The sequence below is a fragment of the Myxococcales bacterium genome (assembly GCA_016703425.1).
Classification (GTDB): Bacteria; Myxococcota_A; Polyangia; order Polyangiales; family Polyangiaceae; genus JADJCA01.
On the sequence record JADJCA010000001.1, the window covers coordinates 1 to 21,306 of the forward strand.

Genomic DNA, 21,306 nt, shown 5'->3' on the forward strand with positions numbered 1-21,306 from the left:
GAAGGCGTCACCGCGATCTAGCGTGACGCGCTCCGAGACAGGCGCAGCGCAAACCCCAAGGGCGGCACCACGACAGGGCCGCCCTCGATGGTACGAGCATCGGCGCCAGCGTCAGCGCCGACGAGCGACCCGTCGGGGCCGCCACCATCGCTCGCGGTCGGGGCACCGACCAGCGAGTCGACGTCGAGGCAGCCACCTAGGAGGAGCAGCGCGAGGAGACGCCACCCTTGCCGCATGGCTTCAGTGTCGCACAGCCAAATGGGAGAGGCGATGGTTTGGCTGAAGCGGTGGCGCACACGTTCCAGCCCGCTGTCGGTCGTCGGCCTCAGTCGAAGATCTTTCCAGGATTCATGACGTTGTTCGGGTCGAGCGCGGCCTTGACGGCGCGCATGACCGACAGCTCTTCGGGCGAGCGAGTGAACGACAGGTACGGCTTCTTCAAGAGGCCGATGCCGTGTTCGGCCGAGATGGACCCTCGGTGCCGTTGCACCAAACGGAACATGTCACCGTCGACGTCCTTCGTCTTCGCCAAGAAGTCGTCCTTCGCCATCGCGTCGGGCTTCATGATGTTCACGTGCAAGTTGCCGTCTCCGATGTGACCGAAGAGGCAGATTTCCCAGCCCGGATAGCGCGAAGCCATGAGCTCTTCGAGCGCCGTCGTGAACGGCAAGAGCTCGGCGATGGGGAGCGAGATGTCGTTCTTGTGCGGGAACCCCGTCGCCGAGAGGCTCTCACTGATCCCTTCGCGCAGCGTCCAAAGTTGGGCCGCTTCGCCGCCGTGTTGCGCCATGACGCCGTCGTTCGCGAGGCCTCGCTCGAAGACGTCGGCGACCCATGCCTCGAGCGCCGCGCGCTCGGCCGTCTCGACCTCGAGGAGGACGAAGTGGGAGTGCGGCTCGCCAAAGGGCGATGCGACGTTGCGGTGCCGCATGAGCCGCGACAGGCACGCGTCCGTGAAACACTCGTAAGCCGAGATCGTGAACGGGCCCTTGCGGGCCGCGGAAAAGAGCGTCAGCACCGCCGTGAGATCGGCGACAGCGAAGAGCATCACGTCGAGGGCTTCGGGAATGCGCGTCAGCTTGAGCGTCGCCGCGGTGACGATGCCGAGCGTGCCCTCGGAGCCGATGAAGAGCTGACGCAAATCGAGCCCGCTGTTGTTCTTCTCCAGGGAGCCGCCGGGCGCGATGAGCTCGCCGTTCGGGAGCACGACCTCGAGGCCAAGCACCCACTGGCGCGTAAGCCCGTAGCGAATGACCTTCACGCCGCCAGCGTTGGTGGCGATGTTGCCGCCGACGGTGCTGGAGCCCTTCGAGGCAAAGTCGACAGGCCACGTGAGCCCGTGCGGCTTCGTGTGCTCGTGGACCGCCTCGGTGATCGCGCCAGCCTCGACTCGCAACGTCGCGCCAACCGTGTCGACCTCACCCATGGCGCGCATCCGCGAGAGGGACACGACGAGCTCGCCTCGCGCCGCAACCGCGCCGGCGGCGAGGCCCGTGCGGCCGCCCGAAGGGACGAGCGCGACCTTGTTTTCGTTAGCCCAACGAACGACGGTCGCGACGTCGCTCGCTGACGATGGCAGCGCTACGGCGCAGGGGGCCGGCTCGTGGACCTTGGTCCAGTCGCGGCCGTAGGTGACAAGATCCCCGGCCTCGCGCGAGAGCGTACCCGGCGGCAAGTGTCGTTCGAGGGCATCCAGCAGCAGCGCAACCGACATGGGCCGAGCAGCTTAGGCGTCTTCAGCTCGAAGCGGAACGGCTGGGTTCGGCTCCCGGTGGTAGTCTCTGGCGTCCTTCGAAGGAGACCCTCCTATGCAGCGTGCGCTCAATTTCAACGCCGGTCCCGCCACGCTTCCTCTCGCCGCCCTCGAGCGCGCCAGAGACGAGCTGCTCGACTTCGCGGGCACTGGCATGAGCGTCATGGAGCACAGCCACCGCGGGAAGGAGTACGAAGCGGTCCACGACGAGGCGCTGGCGCTGCTGCGCGAGATCTTCGCCGTGCCGGCCTCCCACGAGATCGTGTTCCTCCAGGGCGGCGCGACGCAGGCCTTCGCGACGATCCCCATGAACTTCCTCCGCCCCGGCGAGTCGGCCGACGTGCTCGTCAACGGCGCTTGGGGTGAGAAGGCCATGAGCGAAGGCACGCCGGCTGCGAAGCTCGTCGGCGCGAATCTCCGCGTCGCCGCCACGACCGTGGAGTCCGACAAGTCTTACCGGCGCGTGCCGCGCGAGGACGAACTCAAGCTCGACGGTGCGGCCGTCTATCGGCACGTAACCAGCAACGAGACCATCCACGGCATTCAGTTCCATGAGATGCCGGCGCTCGGCGACACGGTCATCTGTGACATGTCGAGCGATTTTGGCTGGCGCCCCGTCGACGTGAGCCGCTACGCGATGATCTACGCGGGGGCGCAGAAGAACTTGGGGCCGAGCGGCGTCGCCATCGCGATGATTCGCAGAGATCTCCTAGACCGGGCCGGCGCTGCGCTGCCGAAGATCTTCTCATTCAAGACCATCGCTGAGAACAAGTCGCTCTACAACACGGCGCCCACCTTCGCGATCTACCTCGTTCGCAATGTCCTCTCGTGGGTGAAGAGCGAAGGCGGCCTCCCGGCCATGGAGAAGCGGAACCGCGAGAAGGCCGCGCTCGTCTACGGCGCCATCGACGCGCGATCTGACTTTTATCGCTGCCCCGTGGACGCGGCGTCGCGCTCCGTGATGAACGTCGTCTTCCGCTTGCCGACCCCGGAGCTCGAAGACCGCTTCGTCGCGGAGGCCAAGAAGGCGCGCATGGTAGGCCTCAAGGGCCACCGCAGCGTCGGCGGTGTCCGCGTGTCCCTCTACAACGCCGTCAGCGTCGAGTGGGCAAAGGCGCTCGCCGACTTCATGAAAACGTTCGGAGGCTGAGCGGACCGCCGAGCGCTCGGCATTGGGCCGCGCCCAGCGCTAGCCTTTCTGCGCGGCTCGCTCAGTCCGCTTCGTTGGTCATGCTCGGGCGGGCCACTGTGTAGTTGCCCTCTTCGAGATCCCTCGCGAACTGCGCGAACCAGTCGTGGAAGCTCCGCGCGACCACGCTGCGATGCCCGTCGCGGGTCCACAGGATGATCTGCGCGACGGAACCGCCGGGGCCTGGGTCGAGGTCGATGCAGTAATGCTCGCCGGCGCCCATGGTGGTGATGGGAATCCATCGCGGGTTCCAGAAGTCGTCCTTCACGCCCTCCGCCGGCTCGGGCATTACGTCGAAGGTGCCTTCGTCGTACTGCTGCTTGTAGCCGCGCCACGCCGCTGTGATGTGCGAGAGGCGCAGGAGCTCATGGCCCGCGACGAGGCCGTAGCCCGCGGTGGCTTGGTCGAGGGCCTGACCGTTGTGGATGGCGTAGGCTTCGCGCATCTCGTCGGGCAGCGTCACGCCGAGGATCTCCTCGGCGCGCTGAATCTCCGGCAAGGTGGCCCCGGGCAAGAGCGTCTCGAGGACCCCCGCCACGTTGGCACCGAGCCAGAGCTCGATCTTTTGCCACTGCTCCTTCATCTCGCGACCGACGATCGGCTCCGGCTCGCCCTACTACTTCTTCTTGGGGCCGGCGGCGCTGAGGGCGCGTTCGATGGCTTCCGCGACTTCGCTCGTCACCTGGCCGCCGTGGGCCCAGCGATCGGCTTTGAGGAGCGTGGTCTGCGCGACCTTGGCGAGCTTCGAGCGCCTGGCGCGGCTGAGCGTCTGGAAGCGCTTCTGCGCGTCCGTGATCTGGGCTTTGATGGAGGGGGACAAATGGCCGCGCATCGAGGTCTCCGTGAGGCCGGCTTGGCAAGAGGCCGCCGGACCGGTGCAGGGTAAGGGCAAAGGGCCTAGCTAGTCCAGGTCGTCCCGATGCGACGCCGCAGAGCGATGGCTTCGCCGCTCATGGCGTAGCGGCAAACGTCGCCGCCAAAGGCGTGCTCCAGGAAGCTCCCGAGGCAGCGGGGCCCCGGCACCTCGGTTGCGCGGGCGAGGCCCGGATCGAGGGTTCGTAGGTCCTCCAGGGTCGCCAGAACGTCACCCGTCAGCAGCATGGCAGACCGGACCTCGGCGCGCGCCAGTGCATGAATGAAGGGCTCCATGGGGACGAGCCGCCCGTCGGGCGACGTCAGGTGAACGGCGAGCTCTTCGAGGAGCTTCTTCTGCTTGCGTCCAATGGAGCGAGCCACGAGCGGTTCGTAGTGCGCGACGAGCTTGGTCGCGAGGACGTCGAGGTCGTCGCCGCCGTACCCTGGGACCACCTGCCTCGCGCAAGCCACGACATACGCCTCGACGTGGGGAGCGGGCAGCTCTTCGAGCCATGGCGCCCCGAGCGAGATGCGCGTGAGAGCGCGCCCAAGGGCCGCGAGCTGCACCGGCTCGGGCGCCTCGGCGAGGCTCAGCGGCGCGACGATCCAGAGCGTGTCCTGCGCCAAGACGCGCGTCCGAGCGACGGCGTGGGTCACGACGAGCTCGATGTCCGCGAGGCCGAGCGTGTCGAGCAGGCGGTCGAGCAACGCGCGCGTCGGGTGCCGCTCCGCGACGAGATGCGATCGCGCGAGGAGAGCCCGAGCTCGGCGACGTCGGCGCGCAGGACCTTTGTCTCGAGCCCCGCGACGGCGGCCGCAACCTCAAGAAGAACGTGGCGTCCCTCGGCCGGCAGCACGTGGCTGACGAGCGTCGGGCGGTCGAGCTCGCCGGCGTTGCTCTCGCGCGGCCGGAGGCGCCGCTTCTTCAGCCAGTCGAGGCGGCCTTCGTCGAGGTCGCCGCCAAGGGCGCGCAGCTCGCTGACGACGAGGGCTTCCTCACCGCGACGTTCCGCGGCGAAGGAGGCCTCGAGATCGGCGAGCGGCGCTCGCGGGTCGGCGACCGAGAGGAGCAACGCCGGCGATGGCGCTACCATCGCCATGATCGTGCGGATCGCCTCGTCGTGGGCGCCCGACTTCGCGAAGGCGCGGGCCAGCCGATGGCGGATCTCGCCGCGCTCCGGGTCGAGCTGAACGGCGCGTTGAAGGTGCGCGATGCCGTCGCGGAGGCGACCCAAGGCTTCCGTCTCGAGGGCGCCAAGCGTCGCGTACCAGGGGCCGTGGCTCACGCCCAGCTCGCGGCCACGGGCGACGATTTGTCCAAGGGGCTCGAGCGTAGGCGATCTGCGCCCGCGGCTCGGCGCGCAAGGGATCATTGCCGATGCGATGAATCGACTGGAGCCTTTGGAAGGCCTTGTCGCTGCCGGGGTGCGCGCCACCGCTTCGATGAGCGCCAGCTCCGCGCCGGCGGCGTTGCCGAGGCGCAGGCGAATATCTGCAAGCTGCAGCAAAATGTCGCAGCGCGCCTCAGGCTCTTCCTCGACTTCGCCGAGTTTCGCCAAGAGGTGCGTCACCTCCGTGAGATCTTCCTGCGATAGCGCCTCGAGGTTGGGCGCGTGATGCGTGCTGATGTGCCGAATGAGAGCGCGCAGGGCCCGCGCGCTGGTGGCGTCGAGGTCCAAGGCGGCGCGGAGCGCGCGCTCCGCCTCGTCGGACTTCTCGAGGACGTGCTCGTAAATGCTCGCGAGGGCGAAGAGGGCAGTGAGGCGAGGCGAGACCTCTTTGGCGAGCTGCACGACGGCTTCGAGGGCGTCGACGGCTTCCGGCCAGGAGCGCTGCGCAATGAAGAGCTCACTCAGCGTAAGGAGTGACGCCGCGTGGTCGGGCGCGACGGCGCGGACGCGCCGCAAGGCGTCGATGCCCAGCGGCAGGTCGCCGAGATCGTCGCGTGCGATGCGAGCGATCTCGCCTCCATAGAACACGATGGCATCGACGCTGGTGGCGCGCCGCAGCGCAGAGCGCAAGGGGTCGATGAGCCGCTCGCCGGCGTTGTCTTCGCCGCGAACCGCCGCGAGCAGCGTCGCTGCCGGGAGAGAGTCGGCGTCGCCCTCGAGGCTCCGCTCCAAGAGGCCGCAGGCCTTCTGGCGTCGCTCGAAATAGGAACCGAGGCGGTCGTCGGCCTCGGTGCTGAGCAGGAGCTCGGCGCCCTCCACGAGGTAGCGCCCCCGTGCGACCGGTTCGGTGGCCAGCTCGGCGAGGGCGCAGGCCGCGGCCACGGCGCCTTCGGTGTCGCGCAGGCGCGTCGCCGTGCGCGCGAGGCCGGTGGCGGCCGTCACCGACAGGTCGTCGAGCTTGAGCGCGGCGCGGTAGTGCGAGAGCGCCTCGCGCGAGGCCGGGCCATCCCCTCCCGTGGCGCCCTCGAGGAGGAGCGCAAGGCGCAGCTCCATGGCGAGCTTCGAGCCATCGTCGGAGGCGCTGGCGATGAGCGAGCGAAGGGCGACAATGACGTGCTTTTGTGCGTCCGCGTCGCCGCGTCGCGCCGACGGCAGCTCGCGCCGCAGCCGGGCCTCGAGGGCACCCGGATCCGACGGGTCGATGGCGAGGATGCGCCCGTACGTGACGTCGCTCTGCGCCGAGCCGAGCTTCCACTCTTCGAGGGCCGCGAGCTCCCAGAGGAGACCGACCTTGGCGCTCGCGTCGGGGAGGATCTCAGCCTGCCTGAGGAGGGCCTTGCCGTGTGCCGTCCAGTCGCCGGTGCGCGCCGTCGTGTGCTCAACAATGCGGTGCGCGCCCACGTGAGCGGGGATGGCCTCGAGCACGAGCTCCGCGAGCCTCAACACTTGCGTCGTGTCGCGGCCGGCTTCGAGCAGGTGCTCCGCCAGGTCGAAGGCGAGGTGCGGACGCCTGGGCTCGGGCGCCCGCTCGACGCGCCGTTGCATGAGCGCCGCCAGCTCGCCCACGATCGTCACCGCGTCGGCGTGATTGCCCCTCATGCGCGCTTGCGTGGCGCGGCGCGCCAGCACCGCGGCGAGTCGCTCGCCGACGAGCTCGCCGACGTCGCTGAGCTCATAGGCTTGGGCGTAGGTCTTGGCGGCGCGCGCGTCGTCGCGCAAGCGCAGTTCGTCGATCTCGCCGGCGCGGATCAAGAAGCGCAGCCGCTCCTCGACCGTTGGCGCCGACGACGCGAGGTTCTCGAATGCGTCGCGCAACCCGGCCCAATCCTCCGCGGTTTCGAGGAGGCGAGCGATCTCTTCTGGAGGTACCGGGTGAAGCGGGTCGAGGTGCCGCGCCTCGCGGAGCGCTTCGAGGGCGCCTTTGACGTCGCGGAGATGAATCTCGAGCACGCGCGCCAAGTCGAGCCACAGCGACAGCGCGTCCTTGCTTTGGCCTAACGTGTCGATGCGCCTTAGGAGCGACTGGGCGGCGCGGGGCCACTGGCCGGCTTCCTCGAGGAGGCGCGTCTCGAGGGCACCGGCGGCGTTGTGCGCGGGATCCTGCTCGATGACCTGCCGCACCAGCGCGAGCGCCCGGTCGGCGTCGACACGGGCCAGCGCCGAGGCCGCACGTACGCGCAACGTGAGGGCGTCGACGCCGTCGCCGGCGAGGCGCGCCTCGTCGAGCAGCGCTCGCGAGAGCGCCCGATCGTCTCCCGCTCGCGCAGCGGCGCGGCCGAGGCCCAAGATGGCCGTCCTGCGATTCGGATCGAGCTTGAGAATCTCGTCGTAGGTGGCGGCGGCGCGCCGCGCATCGCCGACGACCTCCTCCCAGAGGAAGGCGACCTTCTCGAGGTAGGCGAGCTTGCGCCCGACGTCGGCGGTGCTCTCGGCCGCTTGCACGAAGAGGTCGATGCGGGCACGCGTGTCGTGATCAACGGTCTCCGTGGGTGGCGCCGCGAGGAGCCGCGACAGCGCGTCGAGCACCTCCCAATCGCCCGGTGCCGCGACCCAAGCTCCGCGGAGGAGTCGAATGGCGTCGTGCGTGCGGTTCAAGACGCTGTCGGTGATCTGTGCTGCGCGGCGGAGCGCGCGACCGCGTTTCGCCGGCTCGTCGTGGCGCGCCGCCTCGTTGTTCCAGAAGCTCACCCGCTGCTCGTGGAGCCCCGCGGCGGCGAACAAGCGATCAAGCGCCTCCGCGAGCGTCGCGTCGTTGGGGTCGATGGCCAGCGCCGACGTGGTCTCGAGGATTGCGCCCTCGCGGTCGTCGATGCGCTCCGAGACGCGCGCCAACGTGCGGTGCTCGTGGGCCCTGAGCGCCGGATCGCGCATGTGCGAGAGACGCGCGCGGCGCGCCTCGCGGGCGGCTTCGAAATTTCCTTCGCGCTCTCGGAGGCGCACGATGGCGTCGAGCACCATTCGATGAACGACCGGGTCCGCGTGGGGGCGCTTGGTCGCGCGCTCGAGCAGCGCGACGGCGCGGGCGCGGTCGTCGAGGCGCTCGCTCAGAATGGCCGCGGCGTAGAGATCGAGGCGAGCGGCGCGCTCCTGCGACGGCTCAAGCTCGGCCTCCTCCGACAAGAGCCCCGCCATCGACGCGGCGTCGTCGTGGCTTGCGACGTGCCGGAAGCAGGCGTCGCGCACCGCGCCGATGGATGAGTCCAGCGCGAGGGCGCGCTCAAGGGCGCCGCGCGCCGCGTCGAGGCGACCGAGTCGGCCTTCGAGGAGCTTCGCGCGCTCGACGTGCAACCACGCCGCGAGCCCCGGCGCATCGGCGTAGGCGTCCGCCATCCGCGCAAGGTGTCCGGCGAGACTCTCAAAGGCGTCGCCGCGTCGGTCGGCGTCGGGTCGGCTCGTTTCGCTGTAGAGCTCGACCTCGAGCCCCTTGAGCGCGGCCGGGTGATGCGGCGCGCGCGCGAGGGCGTGCTCCCAGGCGGAGCGGACTTGCTCCGGCTGTTCACCCATGGCGTCCTTCAGCCGCGCGCGCTCGACGAGCAGCGCAATGGCGCCGGTCTCGTCGCGGGCGGCGCTGATCTCGCGCTCCAAGTGGCCCAACATCGCGCCGAGGTTCGCGCGTCCGTGCTTCTTGCGCCGAAGCACCGCGTGCGCCGCAGCGAGGTGACCATCGGCTCGCACCGCCGCTTCCGCGTGCGCCATGACGCGCGTGTCGTCGCCGAGGAGCATGTCGGCGGCGATGGCCATCTCGAGGTTCGCGCGGGCGACGCCGACGCGATCGCCGCTGGCCTCGAGGACGGAGATGCGTGCCGTCAGGAGATCCACGAGCTCGCTCTGGCTCGGTGTGCCGACGGCGCTGGCGCGGACCGCGGGCGGCGGCGAGGTCTGATCGGCGCGCGCCGGTGGTGAGGACACGCCCGGCGGAAGTGGCGGCGGTCCCTTGCTAGGGCGGCCCGGCAAGGGTGGGGGAGCCTTGGACGGTGTGCGCGGCAAGAGGGTCGGCGCCAACTCGTAGGGCGTCGGGATTTGTACCGCCGGCAGCTTCGACTGCGAGGACGGTTGAAGCTTGGCCTTCGGAGCCGCCACGCGCTTCAGCGTCAAGGCCTGCGCGTCGGGATCCCAGTCCGAGTCGGCCATGGCCAAGAGTCGATCGATCGATTGATCGATGGAGTGGAGGTCCGACGCCGAGTCGAGCGCGATGGGGATGTCGACGGGGATCTCCACGTCGATGGGGAGCTCCGATTCGGAGGGCGGCGCCGCTACAGGAAGCGGAGGAGGCACGCTGCGAGGGCGCACGCTCGGCGGCAGCGGCGGCGGCTTGCTTCGCCCGTCGACCTTGCTGCCCGGTGGATCACGCCGGTTGTCCACGGCGTCGATGCTCGCACGATAGGGGGCGGGAGCGTAAGGCGAATCGTGGACTCGCGGCGGACCGGGCTCGGTAGATAAATAAGCGGCGCGAGCGCTATCGGCCGAAGGGGCGGCCTTTGCCGACGCGCTCGGCGAACCCGAGCAGGTCGTGCCCGCAGCGCTCCAAGGCGAGATCCTGCGTTTCCTCCGGATCGGCGATGAAGTCGAAGCAGCGCCACGTGTGATCGGCCTGGTTGGCGATGAGCTTCTTGGTGCCGCGCATGGCGCCCCAATTCTTGAAGGCGCATTGCCAAAGCTCGGTGCAGTTGGTCAGAAAGACGGCCCGATCGGGCGTCGAGCCGCCGCGTAGCAGGCTCTCCCCGAACATCGCTCGCTTGCGCTCGACGATCGGTTGAGCGTCCCACACACCCATGAGGTCAAGCAGCGTGGGCAACACGTCGGCGTGCGTGAGCGGCGTCTTCGTCAACGCTTCGAGCGACCGGCGTTCATCGGCGGCGAGTGTCGCCGGCGGAGCGTCGACCCAGAACGGCACGCGAATCTCCTCCTCATAGAGGGTCCCAGTGTGGCCCACGGCACCCTTCTCACGCATCTGCTCGCCGTGATCGGACGTGAACACGACGACCGTGTCGCTTCCGTGGGCGCCTTGTCGGAGTCCGGTCATCAGGCGCGCGAGCGCGCGGTCTTGGAGGTAGAGCGCGTCGTGGTAACGGTTCTTGATCTCCACCTCGTAGCCGGGGCCGGTCGCCTCTTCTTGCGGCTGAAAGGGCGCGAAGGAAGGGTCGATCTTGTAGGGGAAGTGCGTGTTCGAAAGGTGCACCACGGCGAAAAACGGCGCGCGAAGCTGAGCGACCTCCCGGAGGGCGACGTCCACCACGGCGCTGTCGTCGGCGCCAATCTCGAGGGTAGATCCCGGCTCGAGCTGCGTCGCACTGATGAACTTCGAGAACGGAATGCCCTCCAGCCAGACGCCGCTGTTGCCGAACATGAGGTTTTGCGACGTCCAATAGGCTGTGTCGAAGCCCGCAGCCCGAGCGTATTCCCACACGAGCGGCGCCGAGTGGAGCTCGCCGCGTGGCGCCTCGGGGCGAAGGCCGGTCCACATGACGGCCAGTGAGACAGCCGTCGTCGAGTCGAGCGCGCGCATCTGCTCGAGGCCGATGCGCGCCGGCACGGCGCGATTGGAGAACGGCGTCACGAGGCACTCCTCGCGCGGAGCGCTGCACACGCTCTGCGCTCGGACCGATTCGGTCACCACGAAGAGGACGTTGCGCTTCGCCTTGGGCGCGGCCTCGAGTCGGGGCACGGCGATGGGCGTTCGCGGCCCCGGGTGAACGCGCTCGACGGTCTCGTTCTTCTCCCACTTCGCTCGCGAGAGCTGCCCCATCGCGGAGAGGTAGAGCACGTCCGGCGGCTGCCCTTGTTCGGCGCCCCGACCCGGGTCGATCTGGGTCGCGCACAAGAACGCCACGACGGACAGATCGAGGGCGCGTCGCGCGCCCGTCGGCCTCGTGGGCGCAACGGCGCGCAACAGCATGGGGAGCGCGAGCGCAAGGGCGAGCGGGGGCAAGAGGGTCGCGGCGAAGGTCGCGCGATCGCTCCAGAGTTGTTGGCCAATGCTCGGGAGCATCGACGTGCCGACGAGGACCGCCTGATGGTCCATGTAAACGGCGTAGCGCGCGAAGGTGTAGCCCTGGCAGCCGATCGCAAACGCGGCGCCGAAGGCCGCCGCCACCAAGGCCGCCCAGCGGCCACGACCGCGACGGCGTGACGCCGCGACGAGGAGCCCGCCCCACAGGACCGCTCCAAAGAGCAAGGACGCGGCGTAAAAGAAGAGTCCGTTGGCGTCGAAGTGGCGGATGCGATCGCCGCGTCGCGCGAGGTCATGGGCAAGGACCGCGAGGGCGGGGACGACGAGGAGGCCGTAACCGAGCAAGCGGCGGGCCCTGGCGCGGGCCCGCGCGCGCGACGGCGACGGCGACGAGGCCGATGCCACACGTCGCTCGACGTCTGGCTCGAGGGCCGGGGAGGGGCCCGCTTGTGCGCCCGGGTGCTGCCGTACTTCGTTCACAGGGCGGGGCTCGAGGGTCTCGCGGCGGAGCGTGACGGTCCGCGCGAAGGGACTAGACCACGGGGCCGATTTTCCGGCAAGGCGCTGCGATTTCGCATTGAGAGGGGGGCACGGTGCCCGTAGCCTACCCGCGCCGCGAGCGGCCCCCTTGGGGGCGCCGTCGTGGCCTCGGAGGAGAGATGCGCGCATATCGATTCGTTGTGGTCCTCGGTGCGATGGGAGCTCAGCTCGCCGCGGGAGTGGCCGGCTGCGGCGACTCCGACACGAACGGCGGCGGCTCGTCCCCGGCACCCGCGGAAGACGGCGCTGTTTCCCCGGGCGCCGACACGGGCTCCCCCACCTCGACTGATGGTTCGACGGTTGTGGATGGCACCGTCGCGGACGTCGCGTCGCCGCCCGTCATTACCGTCGTGGCCTCCGATCTCAACGTCTACCTGGGTCAGCAGGCCCTCGTTGACGGGAGCGGCAGCTCTGTCGTGCCCGCCGCGCCCTCGACCTACAAGTGGACCGTGGAGTCCGCTCCCGCTGGCAGCGCGGTGGTAAGCGCGGCGCTCTTCAACGCCGGCAGCGCGAAGCCGTCCTTTGCGCCGGACAAGGTCGGCGACTACGTCCTCAAGCTCGTGATCACGGCGGGCGGAGTCTCGGGCGAAAAGATCGTAACCGTGAAGGCCTTCGAAGCGCAGGCGTTCTTCCTCTATTCGGAGGACGCTGGCGCCGGAGGCGCGCTCTATCGCGGCGGCGTGCGCGCTGCCGCCACGATTACCGACGCGGGCGTCAAGAACCTGAGCTGCAACCTCTACGACGGTGGCAGCCTCGACACGACGGCCCTCACCAGCTCGTATCTCAGCTCCGACTATTGGGAGGCGCCGCCGGGCGGCGAGTCGAAGGTCGTCTACGCGGGGATCGCTCGGGGCGGCGACGCGGGGGGCGACGTCTCGCGCTTGTTCTTCGTTGGCGCAAACGCCACGTGTAGCCAGGCTCCCTTCAAACTTGATGAAGCGACCAGCGGCGACACGTTCCTCCACCCGCAGTTTTCGCCCAACGGGCAGCGCATCGCTTACGTGTTGCGCCAGGCGAGCGGTGACCGTGTGATCACCATCGCCCCCGATGCGACCCAACGAAAGGTGTTGGCGCCCTATGTCGCGCGCGCGGACGGTGGCGCCGTTGGTGACGCGTCCGTGAGCCTGTTTTCGTACACCGACACGTCGATCGACTGGGTCAACGACACGCAAGTTGGATGGGTGCAACTCCTCGGTGGCAACGCCTGGCGCATCGTCGTCGCGAGCGATCAAGATGGCGCGACACCGGCCGTTCACATGACCTGCAAGAGCGTCGGTCTGCAGGGCGATGGTGGCGCGGTGCCGGATACGCGTCCCATCCAGTTCGCGTTCCTCCCGGGCGGCGACGTTCTAGTCGCGGTGCGCACGGCGATGAACGACGCGGGCAAACCGGGCGCTCGCGATCTTGTGGTCATGCGCCCCGATCCCACAACGAAGGCGTGTTCCGTCGTTCGCAACCTCACGAACTTGCCGCCCGCCGATGGCGGACCCCTGGCCGCCTTGGTGGGGGACTTCGCGCTCTCCCCCGATGGGACGCAAGTGGCCTTCACCCGCGGCGAGCCTGGCTTCGACGCCGGCGCGGGCGTGAGCAACATGGCCATCTGGCAGTTGTCCGTCGACGGCCTCACTCCGCCGTCGCCTTATCCGGGCGCGCCGGACCGCGGCGTTCCGCAATACGGCTCGTCCCACATGACCGTGGGACCACGTTGGGTGGCCGGGGGCGCGATGCTCGTTTGGCCGCAGCAAGCTGTGACGGTAGACGCCGGCGACAGCGGTGCGACAGCCATGGTCATCTCCTCGCCCCTCGGCGGCGCTCCGCGAGTTCTCCTCAAGCCAGTGAACGGCAAGTCGCAGTTCGGCATCGGGAATGGCGCTTCGTCCGGGACCTTCTGCACAATAGGGACGGCGGGCGCCTCCGGCGTCGCCGCCTTTGGCTCCTTCGCCGCGCTCGTGGGACTCGTCCTTCGCAGGCGTCGTAACAATCGGTAACGAATCGACAAATAGCCTCGCCTCGGCGGCCGGCGGTCCTCGCCCAAGGCCGGCAATTAGCATGCAAAGTGTCGGTCTTGCCCCTGCGGGCGCTGCCGATGCTTGCATCTATTCGTATGCGTGTATAAATGCGCCGTGTGCAGGACGTCACCGCGACCCGCTGGGATCTGTACCGCGTCCTCGCGGAGCCCGTGCGCCTGCGGCTCCTCGCCCTGACCGCCGCGGAGGAGCTCACCATCGGCGAGCTCGCGGAGATCCTCGGCGAGAGCCAGCCGAACGTGTCACGGCACGTGGCGCCGCTCCGCGCCGCCGGCCTCGTCGCGCTCCGGACGCAGGGGACACGTTCGCTGGTGAAGCTCCGTGACGAAGTGCGGCGCGATCCCGTGGTCGCGGACGCGCTCGGCAGCGGCCACGGCCTCTGCTCCGCCGATGGGAGCTTGGCCCGCGTGCTCGACGTGGTGCGCGCTCGCGACGCCGCGTCGCGCGAGTACTTCGAGAGCCCACGCGGCTCCAAGACGGACGCGGGGCCCGCGAGCGAGCTCGGCGCCTACCTCGCCGCGCTCTCGATGCTCCTGCCGCGCCGCCGCTTCGCCATCGACGCCGGGACCGGCGACGGTGGCCTCCTCGACGTGCTCGCGCCTTCCTTCGACGAGGTCGTCGCCCTCGATCGTTCGGAGGCGCAACTCGCGCGCGCGCGCGAGCGAATCACGCGCCGCGGCTTCGGCAACGTCGCCCTGGCGCTCGGCGAGGTGGGTGCCCCTGACGTGGAGCGCATGGCTGCGGAGCGCGGTGGCGCCGACGTCGTCTTCGCCGTCCGATTGCTCCACCATGCGCCGCGACCGCCGGAGCTGCTCGCGTCGCTCTTGCGACTGCTGGCGCCGGGCGGTGCCGCTGTTGTGGTCGACTACGCGCCCCACGAGGACGAGGCCATGCGCGCCCATGCGGACGTGTGGCTCGGCTTCGAACCGACGGACCTTCGCGCCATGGCCGAGGGCGCCGGCTTCGCCGAAGCTCGCGTCGCGCCCATTTTCGGCGCGCTCGTTGGCGCGGCTGGGCCCGACGCGCATCTGCCATGGCAGGTCCTTGTCGCGAAGAAGAGATCCGCGGGTTCGCCCGCCGAGACATGACACGAACAACGGTGCTCGGACCCTCACGTCGCGAGCTTTGAGAAACAGGAGAAGGACGATGAACTACAAGGTCAAAGACATCTCGCTCGCCGATTGGGGCCGCAAAGAGATCACCATCGCCGAGACCGAGATGCCGGGCCTCATGGCGCTCCGCGCGGAGTTCGGCAAGCAGAAGCCGCTCAAGGGCTCGCGCATCGCCGGCTGCTTGCACATGACCGTGCAGACGGCTGTCCTCATCGAGACGCTGATCGAGCTCGGCGCGGAAGTCACCTGGACGACGTGCAACATCTTCTCGACGCAGGATCACGCGGCCGCGGCCATCGCCGCCGCCGGCATCCCCGTCTTCGCCTGGAAGGGCGAGACCGAGGAGGAATACAACGAGTGCATCGAGATGCAGCTCAAGGCGTTCAAGGGCGGCAAGGGCCCGAACATGATCCTCGACGACGGCGGTGACCTCACGATCATCTGCCACGAGAAGCACCCCGAGCTCTTCACCGGCAACGATCCGATCCGCGGCCTGTCCGAGGAGACGACCACGGGCGTGCACCGCCTCTACGAGATGCACAAGAAGGGCACCCTCAAGGTCCCCGCCATCAACGTCAACGACTCGGTCACCAAGTCGAAGTTCGACAACCTCTACGGCTGTCGCGAGTCGCTTGCCGACGGTATCAAGCGCGCCACCGGCGTCATGTTCGCCGGCAAGGTCGCTTGCGTCGCCGGCTACGGCGACGTCGGCAAGGGCTGCGCGCACTCGCTCCGCAGCTACGGCGCCCGCGTCATCGTCACGGAGATCGACCCCATCAACGCCCTCCAGGCGGCGATGGAAGGTTTCCAGGTGGCGACGATGGAGAAGGCGGCCCCGCAAGCCGACATCTTCGTGACGGCGACGGGCTGCATGAACGTCGTTCGCCCCGAGCACCTCAAGGCCATGAAGGATCAGGCCATCATGTGCAACATCGGCCACTTCGACTGCGAGATCGACGTCGCGTGGCTCGAGAAGAACCCCGAGATCAAGGAAGTGAACATCAAGCCGCAGGTCGACCAGTTCGTCTTCCCCGACGGCAAGAAGATCACGCTCCTCGCCCGCGGTCGCCTCGTGAACCTCGGCTGCGCCAACGGCCACCCGTCGTTCGTCATGTCGACGTCGTTCTCGAACCAGGTCCTCGCGCAAATCGCGCTCTGGACCGAGACGAAGAACTACCCCCTCGGCGTGCACGTGCTCCCGAAGAAGCTCGACGAGAAGGTCGCCGCGCTCCACCTCGGCAAGCTCGGCGTGGAGCTGACGCAGCTCTCGAAGGACCAGGCCGAATACCTCAACGTCCCGCAAGACGGCCCCTTCAAGCCCGAGCACTACCGCTACTGATCGCCGACCGCCTCGCGCGGATCGATTCGAGGGCCGCGGCGTTCAGTGCGCCGCGGCCCTTGTCTTTGTCGCGGTCAGCCGTCGGGCGTGAGGATCGGGCGTGGGGTGTGCCGCGACACGGTCGTTCCGTCGCCGAGTTGCCCGACGTCGTTAGCGCCCCAGCAGTGCACAGCGCCATCGGCCAGCCGCGCGCAGGCGAAGTTCTGGCCTGCCGTCACGCCGACCGCGCTTTCGACGCCGGCGACGAGATTCGCGGCGCTCGGCGCCGTCCCCGGCGGGAGGCCGCGTTGACCAGCATCGTTCACCCCGAAACACGCGACCTTCCCTGACGTGAGTGTCGCGCACGTGAAGTCGCGGCCCGCGGCGACGTTGCGAACCGGGTCGGGCAGCGTGACTTCTTGTGGCGGTGCCGGCGAGGCGCCACCTCCGGCCTGACCCGCCGTGTTCCTTCCCCAGCAGCGGAGCGTGTTCGCATCGTCGACCACACAGCCATGGTGCTCTCCGGCACTTACGCCGACGAGGGGGCGGGCGAAGGACTTCTCGCTAGGATCGCCCGCCTTTGCGATGGGGCCCGCCAGCTGGCCTTCGTTGTTCGAGCCGACACATCGCAGCGCGCCCGGAGCGGTCAGGATGCAGGTGAAGTCTGCGCCGGTCGTCAGCGCCTTGCCGGCGCCGAGGTTCGTTGCCGTTGCAAAGGCGTAGCTGTCGAGCAGGGGAAGTCCCATCTCGTAGTAGTTGTTGAGGCCCCAGCAAAGCGTCGCGACCCCCGCGAGGGCGCAGAGGTGGTGCGCGCCGCCGGCGACCGCCGTCGCTCCTTCGAGCGCCGTCGAGGCTTGCGTGAGGGCAGGGCCCGGGCGCTGCGACGCAAAGTTGAAACCGGGCCCCCGTGCCAACTGGCCGTACGAGGCGAGGCCCCAGCACACGACCTTGCCCGAGGCGGTCGCCGCGCAAGCGGCGCCCCAGCTGACGCCGACGCTGCGGGCCGCTTCGCCGACGTTGATGCGCTTTGGGGTGGCCGCGTAGGGCTTCCCGGCGTCGTCTCGCGGCAGAAATTCGGGGTCCGGAAGGATGGCCCCGTCGCCCCAGCAGAACACGTCTCCCGAGCGCGTGACGGCGCACGCACCGTAGTTGGCGGCGACCGCTAGCGTTTCGGCGGGGCCGCCGCCCTCCGGATTCCCGTCAACGATGCTCGCTTCAAGAGCCGCGCCGGCCTCGACGAGCGCGACCGGCGCGCTTGCGCCATCCTTGAGATAGTCGAGGCCGTTCAGCAGCGTACAGGCCGAAGGTCCCGCCGCGAGCAGGAGCGTGAGGAGGAGCGGCGCTCGCCAACGCATGCGTGGCGAGATCCTACCAGAGGGGCGAGCGGTGGTCGGTGGCTCAGGGCCGAAGCCCCTGGACCCTGGTAGGCTCCGAGGCGGTGACCGATCCGACGAACCAGAAGACGCAGTCCTTTGCCTGGTCGGCGGGCCCCGTTGGCGCACGCCTCACGATCCTCTGGGAGGGGGGCACGGCGGTCCGCGAGATCGCCGAAGGGACATCGTTCGTCATCGGCCGAGCCATTGAGTGCGATCTGCACGTGCTCCACCCGTCGCTCTCACGCAAGCATGTTGCCGTGCATGTCGGGGCTGCGTTGACCGTTGAAGACCTTGGCAGCAGCAACGGTACACGGGTCGCGGGGCGCCCGATCCCGCCGCACGTTCGCGTGGGCGTGGAGCACGGCGCGGTGATCGAGGCGGGCGCCGTCGTCATCGTGATGCAGCGCCACGGCGGCGCCTCGTCACCCGAGACGTCCGGTGCTTCCAAGACACCAGGCCTCGACACCGAGCGGCTCACGCAACTCGTCGCGAACAGCGAACTGTCTACGTTGCTCGTTGGCGAAACGGGGGTGGGCAAGGAGTTGATGGCGGAGCGCATCCACCGGGGCTCGCGCCGCGCCTCCGGGCCCTTCATGCGGCTCAACTGCGCCGCGCTCACCGAGACACTTCTCGAGAGCGAGCTGTTCGGTCATGAGCGGGGCTCGTTCACCGGCGCCGTGGCGAGCAAGATGGGCCTCTTCGAGGCCGCCGCCGGCGGCACCGTGTTCCTCGACGAGGTCGGCGAGATGCCGCTCTCCACGCAGGCGAAACTGCTCCGCGTCCTTGAGAACCGCGAAGTGCTCCGCGTGGGCGGCCTCGAGCCCCGCCCCATCGACGTGCGATTTGTTGCGGCGACGAACCGCGAGCTCCCGCGACTCGTCGAGGAAGGGGCGTTCCGTCGCGACCTGTACTTCCGTTTGAACGGCATCACCCTGACGATTCCGCCGCTTCGCGAACGCCCCGACGCGATCATGCCTCTGGCGCGCGAGTTTGTCGCGCGCGCCACGCCTAAGGGCATGAGCGCGCCCCGCTTCACGCCCGCCGCGGAGGCCGCGCTCCAGGCCCACACCTGGCCTGGCAACATCCGCGAGCTCAAGAACACCGTCGAGCGCGCCGTCGTGCTCTCGCAAGGGGAGACCATCGGCCGCGAGCACCTGCTGGTGGAGGCGCCCTACCGACCCATGGCGCCACCGGGCCCGGCGTCCCCATCCGTTCCGGCGGCGCCCGACCGCGGCGACGCGTTGCGCACAGAAGTCGCTGACTTCGAGCGGGCAAAGATCGTCGCGGCGTTGGAGCAAGCGGGAGGCCACCAAGGGCGGGCCGCTGACATCCTTGGCATCTCGCGTCGAACGTTGGTCTCGCGTCTCTCGGCGTACGGTCTCACGAAGCGCCGCGGTCCTTGAGCTGGCGCCTCAGCGCGCTGCTTCCGCCGTTGCCTGTGAGGAACAAGACGGCCGCCGTCGCCGTTGCAACGACTCCCACCGCGAGGCCAATGTCCGCGATGAGGTAGCTCTGTTCGACCGGTCGAAGCTGCTGATCGCTGCAGCGGGGCCCGCAAGACGCTGCTCTCGCGTTTTCTTGCGACTTGCCGACGAGGGCGAACGTCGTGAAGACCCCGAGCCCGAGGACCGCGAAGCCCGAGGCGACGAGCGGCGGCACCAAGCTAGCTCGACGCGCCGTTGGCGGCTCGGAAGAGCGATCCATCGCCGCTGACTGCGCGGCCCTTGCTGGAGAAGGAATGACCACGTCGAGCCGCGCATTTCGTTCGCCGTCGCGGGAGGACGATGCGCTTCTCGAGCGCCGGCGCGAAGCTGGCGGTGATCCGGATGACATGCTCTCCGGGGTCGACCGGCACCGAGGTGATGGCGATCGTGGCGGCGGCCGCGTCGCCGTCGATGGTCACCGTCGCGTCGCGTAGCGTCTGACCGTTTTCATCCTTGGCGACCACGAGCAAGGTCGGCGTGCGGGCTTCAAGGTCGAGGAGCCAGGGAGAGCACTCGCGTCGCAAAACCGCAGGACAACTGTCCGCGACACAGGTCAAGAACTGCTGTCGCGCCTTGAGCCACTTGCCTTCATGGCGCAGGAGCTGCCCTGACGCGTGCGCTTCGACGCATGCTTCCTTGGTCGGCGGGTCGGTGTCGGCAGCAGCGACCTGCGTGAGGGCGAGGCATGCGAGTGTCGCGGGCACGGCCAGGGCGCGGCGAGTCACAGGCATTCCGGTTTGTATCGGCGAACGCCCGTCTGCGGGTCAATGCTGAACGGCACGCTGCAGCCCGGCTTGACGCGTTTTTGCCGGGGCGCAATCCCCGAGGGGGCACGTGCGGCGCTCGTCGCGGCCATCACCGCGGCCGCGTCCCCCAACACGGCGGCGTCGAGCCGAACTGGGCTTGCCGCGTCGACGGACGACGACGCGACGGTGAGCGCAAGCGCGGACGGTGGCTGCGCCTCGAGCGTCGCGGCTTCGGCCGGCACGGTCTCAGGGCGCGCGAGCATGCGCGTGGCAGCGAACGCCCCGGCGCCTGACGTGGCCACCAGGGCAGCGATGACCCATCGTCGCGGCCTTGGCGATGGAGTTGACCCGCTCGGGGCGGAGACGAGCTCGGCCCGCGCCGCGCTTGCGCCGGGAGCGGCGGCGGGCGTCACCGCGGTGGCGGCGTCGGACAGGCGAAGGATCTCGCTCGTGCGAAGTGCTGCGCCGCCGATGACCTCGGCGTCTGCGGCCCCGTCGTCCTTGAGCGGGATGCCTTCGAGCTCGGCGATGCGCGCCGCCTGCGCGTTCAAACGCTCCCCGGCCAGGGTCTTGACCCAATTGGCGACGGCGAGCGGTGACGCGGGTGGAATCGCGGCTTCGAGGGCGTCGGCCATGGCGAGCGCCGAGGCGAAGCGTTCGCCGGGAGACCTGGCCATGGCCCGAGCGACCAGCGCGTCGAGCGTCGGCGGCAACGTCCGGAGCGTCGAGGGGGCCGCCACCTCGCCCGTGAGCACGTGTTGGATCACTCCGAGCGCGTCGTCGGAGACGAAGAGTCGTCGGCCCGTGAGGACCTCCCAAAGGACGACCCCGACAGCGTAGACGTCGGCGCGACGATCGACCTCGCCTCGGTTGATCTGCTCGGGAGCCATGTACGAGAGCTTCCCCTTGATCTCGCCGCCGCGCGTGGAGTGGACGCGTGAGACCGCCTTGGCGACGCCGAAGTCGATGACCCGCGTAATGCCGTCGGCCCCGACGATGACGTTCTGCGGAGACACGTCGCGGTGAACGATACCAAGCGCGAGGCCCGTCTCGCTCGTGGCCTCATGAGCCGCGTGGAGCCCTGCGAGGACGCCATTGATCACCGCCGAGACCACGGGAAGCGGCACCTCGAGTCCTCGTTCGCGGCTGGCCTTCTGCAGGTGCGAAAGCGACTCGCCGTGCACGAACTCCATGATGATGAAGAGCTCGTCGCCGCGAGACACGACGTCGAGGGTGCTCGCCACGTTGGGATGCCGGATGCGCGCCGCGAGGTGAGCCTCGTCGAGGAACATCGACTTGAAGTCAGGGTCGCGGGCCAGGTGCGGATGGAGCCCTTTGACCGCCACGGTCTTGGAGAAGCCCGCCGCCCCGGCGAGACGCCCGAGGTACACGGACGCCATGCCACCCGAGGCGAGCAGGTCGAACAACGCGTACCGACCGAGGCGCTCCATCTCGAGCCGCGAGTCTACCAGGCCCGCCCGGCTGCGGTCCCACTGGCACATCGGCGAAGCGCCTCGCGCTGCGCAACAAGCTGCCCATTCGCGCACCTTCGGTGTCACGATGGC

At 69.2% G+C, this 21,306-nt stretch carries 16 protein-coding genes; 5 read left to right on the plus strand and 11 right to left on the minus strand.

What is annotated here, in order from left to right; all coding sequences use genetic code 11:
• Positions 1-17 precede the first annotated feature (17 nt).
• Both IPG50_00005 and IPG50_00010 read right to left on the minus strand, forming a co-directional pair.
• Entirely contained in the window at positions 18-236 is a 219-nt protein-coding gene (locus tag IPG50_00005) for a hypothetical protein (GenBank protein ID MBK6690585.1), read from the minus strand.
• Between the two features lie 89 nt (positions 237-325).
• Positions 326-1,714, minus strand: coding sequence for an FAD-binding oxidoreductase (locus IPG50_00010; GenBank protein MBK6690586.1), 1,389 nt, complete (start codon positions 1,712-1,714; stop codon positions 326-328).
• A gap of 94 nt (positions 1,715-1,808) precedes the next feature.
• Here IPG50_00010 and serC point away from each other — a divergent pair, with 94 nt between their 5' ends.
• Positions 1,809-2,903: a 3-phosphoserine/phosphohydroxythreonine transaminase gene (serC, locus tag IPG50_00015; GenBank protein MBK6690587.1), complete on the plus strand. Its 1,095-nt coding sequence runs from the start codon at positions 1,809-1,811 to the stop codon at positions 2,901-2,903.
• A gap of 61 nt (positions 2,904-2,964) precedes the next feature.
• On the opposite strand, the gene IPG50_00020 is transcribed toward serC, so the two are convergent.
• The 5 genes from IPG50_00020 to IPG50_00040 form a co-directional block, all read right to left on the minus strand.
• Complete coding sequence (locus IPG50_00020) at positions 2,965-3,525, minus strand: SMI1/KNR4 family protein (protein ID MBK6690588.1); 561 nt, start codon at positions 3,523-3,525, stop codon at positions 2,965-2,967.
• Positions 3,526-3,558: 33 nt separating this feature from the next.
• The gene (locus tag IPG50_00025; GenBank protein ID MBK6690589.1) at positions 3,559-3,834 is read right to left on the minus strand and encodes a hypothetical protein; all 276 of its coding nucleotides are present in this window, start codon (positions 3,832-3,834) and stop codon (positions 3,559-3,561) included.
• Between the two features lie 5 nt (positions 3,835-3,839).
• Positions 3,840-4,505 carry a hypothetical protein gene (locus tag IPG50_00030; protein ID MBK6690590.1) on the minus strand — a complete coding sequence of 222 codons (666 nt, stop codon included), beginning with the start codon at positions 4,503-4,505 and terminating at the stop codon, positions 3,840-3,842.
• Positions 4,451-9,550 (minus strand): hypothetical protein, encoded by a 5,100-nt coding sequence (locus tag IPG50_00035; GenBank protein MBK6690591.1) that lies wholly within the window; start codon positions 9,548-9,550, stop codon positions 4,451-4,453. The genes IPG50_00030 and IPG50_00035 overlap by 55 nt, the downstream gene beginning before the upstream one ends.
• 94 nt (positions 9,551-9,644) lie before the next feature.
• Complete coding sequence (locus IPG50_00040; GenBank protein ID MBK6690592.1) at positions 9,645-11,618, minus strand: sulfatase-like hydrolase/transferase; 1,974 nt, start codon at positions 11,616-11,618, stop codon at positions 9,645-9,647.
• 179 nt (positions 11,619-11,797) lie between these two features.
• Between IPG50_00040 and IPG50_00045 the strand changes: the two genes are divergently transcribed.
• The 3 genes from IPG50_00045 (at position 11,798) to IPG50_00055 (ending at position 16,156) form a co-directional block, all read left to right on the plus strand.
• Positions 11,798-13,666, plus strand: a complete 1,869-nt coding sequence (locus IPG50_00045) for a PD40 domain-containing protein (protein MBK6690593.1) — start codon at positions 11,798-11,800, stop codon at positions 13,664-13,666.
• 137 nt (positions 13,667-13,803) lie between these two features.
• Positions 13,804-14,793, plus strand: a complete 990-nt coding sequence (locus IPG50_00050) for a metalloregulator ArsR/SmtB family transcription factor (GenBank protein MBK6690594.1) — start codon at positions 13,804-13,806, stop codon at positions 14,791-14,793.
• A gap of 58 nt (positions 14,794-14,851) precedes the next feature.
• Positions 14,852-16,156: an adenosylhomocysteinase gene (locus IPG50_00055; protein ID MBK6690595.1), complete on the plus strand. Its 1,305-nt coding sequence runs from the start codon at positions 14,852-14,854 to the stop codon at positions 16,154-16,156.
• A gap of 74 nt (positions 16,157-16,230) precedes the next feature.
• Here IPG50_00055 and IPG50_00060 read toward each other — a convergent pair whose 3' ends face one another.
• A complete protein-coding gene (locus IPG50_00060) occupies positions 16,231-17,490 on the minus strand; it encodes a hypothetical protein (protein MBK6690596.1) in 1,260 nt (419 codons plus the stop codon).
• Positions 17,491-17,645: 155 nt separating this feature from the next.
• Between IPG50_00060 and IPG50_00065 the strand changes: the two genes are divergently transcribed.
• Entirely contained in the window at positions 17,646-18,914 is a 1,269-nt protein-coding gene (locus IPG50_00065) for a sigma 54-interacting transcriptional regulator (protein ID MBK6690597.1), read from the plus strand.
• Here IPG50_00065 and IPG50_00070 read toward each other — a convergent pair.
• Genes IPG50_00070 through IPG50_00080 form a run of 3 tightly spaced genes read right to left on the minus strand, consistent with a single transcriptional unit; the run spans position 18,892 to position 21,243 of the window.
• Positions 18,892-19,215: a hypothetical protein gene (locus IPG50_00070; protein MBK6690598.1), complete on the minus strand. Its 324-nt coding sequence runs from the start codon at positions 19,213-19,215 to the stop codon at positions 18,892-18,894. The genes IPG50_00065 and IPG50_00070 overlap by 23 nt on opposite strands.
• Positions 19,175-19,720 (minus strand): hypothetical protein, encoded by a 546-nt coding sequence (locus IPG50_00075; protein ID MBK6690599.1) that lies wholly within the window; start codon positions 19,718-19,720, stop codon positions 19,175-19,177. Before IPG50_00075 ends, IPG50_00070 begins: the two co-directional genes overlap by 41 nt.
• Positions 19,717-21,243, minus strand: a complete 1,527-nt coding sequence (locus IPG50_00080) for a serine/threonine protein kinase (GenBank protein ID MBK6690600.1) — start codon at positions 21,241-21,243, stop codon at positions 19,717-19,719. The genes IPG50_00075 and IPG50_00080 overlap by 4 nt, the downstream gene beginning before the upstream one ends.
• Between the last annotated feature and the right edge of the window lie 63 nt (positions 21,244-21,306).

Excerpts from the sequence above, each read along its gene's own strand:
- IPG50_00005 (MBK6690585.1), bottom strand. The coding sequence starts at position 236 with ATGCGGCAAGGGTGGCGTCTCCTCGCGCTGCTCCTCCTAGGTGGCTGC.
- IPG50_00010 (MBK6690586.1), bottom strand. The coding sequence starts at position 1,714 with ATGTCGGTTGCGCTGCTGCTGGATGCCCTCGAACGACACTTGCCGCCG.
- serC (MBK6690587.1), top strand. The coding sequence starts at position 1,809 with ATGCAGCGTGCGCTCAATTTCAACGCCGGTCCCGCCACGCTTCCTCTC.
- IPG50_00020 (MBK6690588.1), bottom strand. The coding sequence starts at position 3,525 with ATGAAGGAGCAGTGGCAAAAGATCGAGCTCTGGCTCGGTGCCAACGTG.
- IPG50_00045 (MBK6690593.1), top strand. The coding sequence starts at position 11,798 with ATGCGCGCATATCGATTCGTTGTGGTCCTCGGTGCGATGGGAGCTCAG.
- IPG50_00055 (MBK6690595.1), top strand. The coding sequence starts at position 14,852 with ATGAACTACAAGGTCAAAGACATCTCGCTCGCCGATTGGGGCCGCAAA.
- IPG50_00060 (MBK6690596.1), bottom strand. The coding sequence starts at position 17,490 with ATGCGTTGGCGAGCGCCGCTCCTCCTCACGCTCCTGCTCGCGGCGGGA.
- IPG50_00070 (MBK6690598.1), bottom strand. The coding sequence starts at position 19,215 with ATGGATCGCTCTTCCGAGCCGCCAACGGCGCGTCGAGCTAGCTTGGTG.
- IPG50_00080 (MBK6690600.1), bottom strand. The coding sequence starts at position 21,243 with ATGTGCCAGTGGGACCGCAGCCGGGCGGGCCTGGTAGACTCGCGGCTC.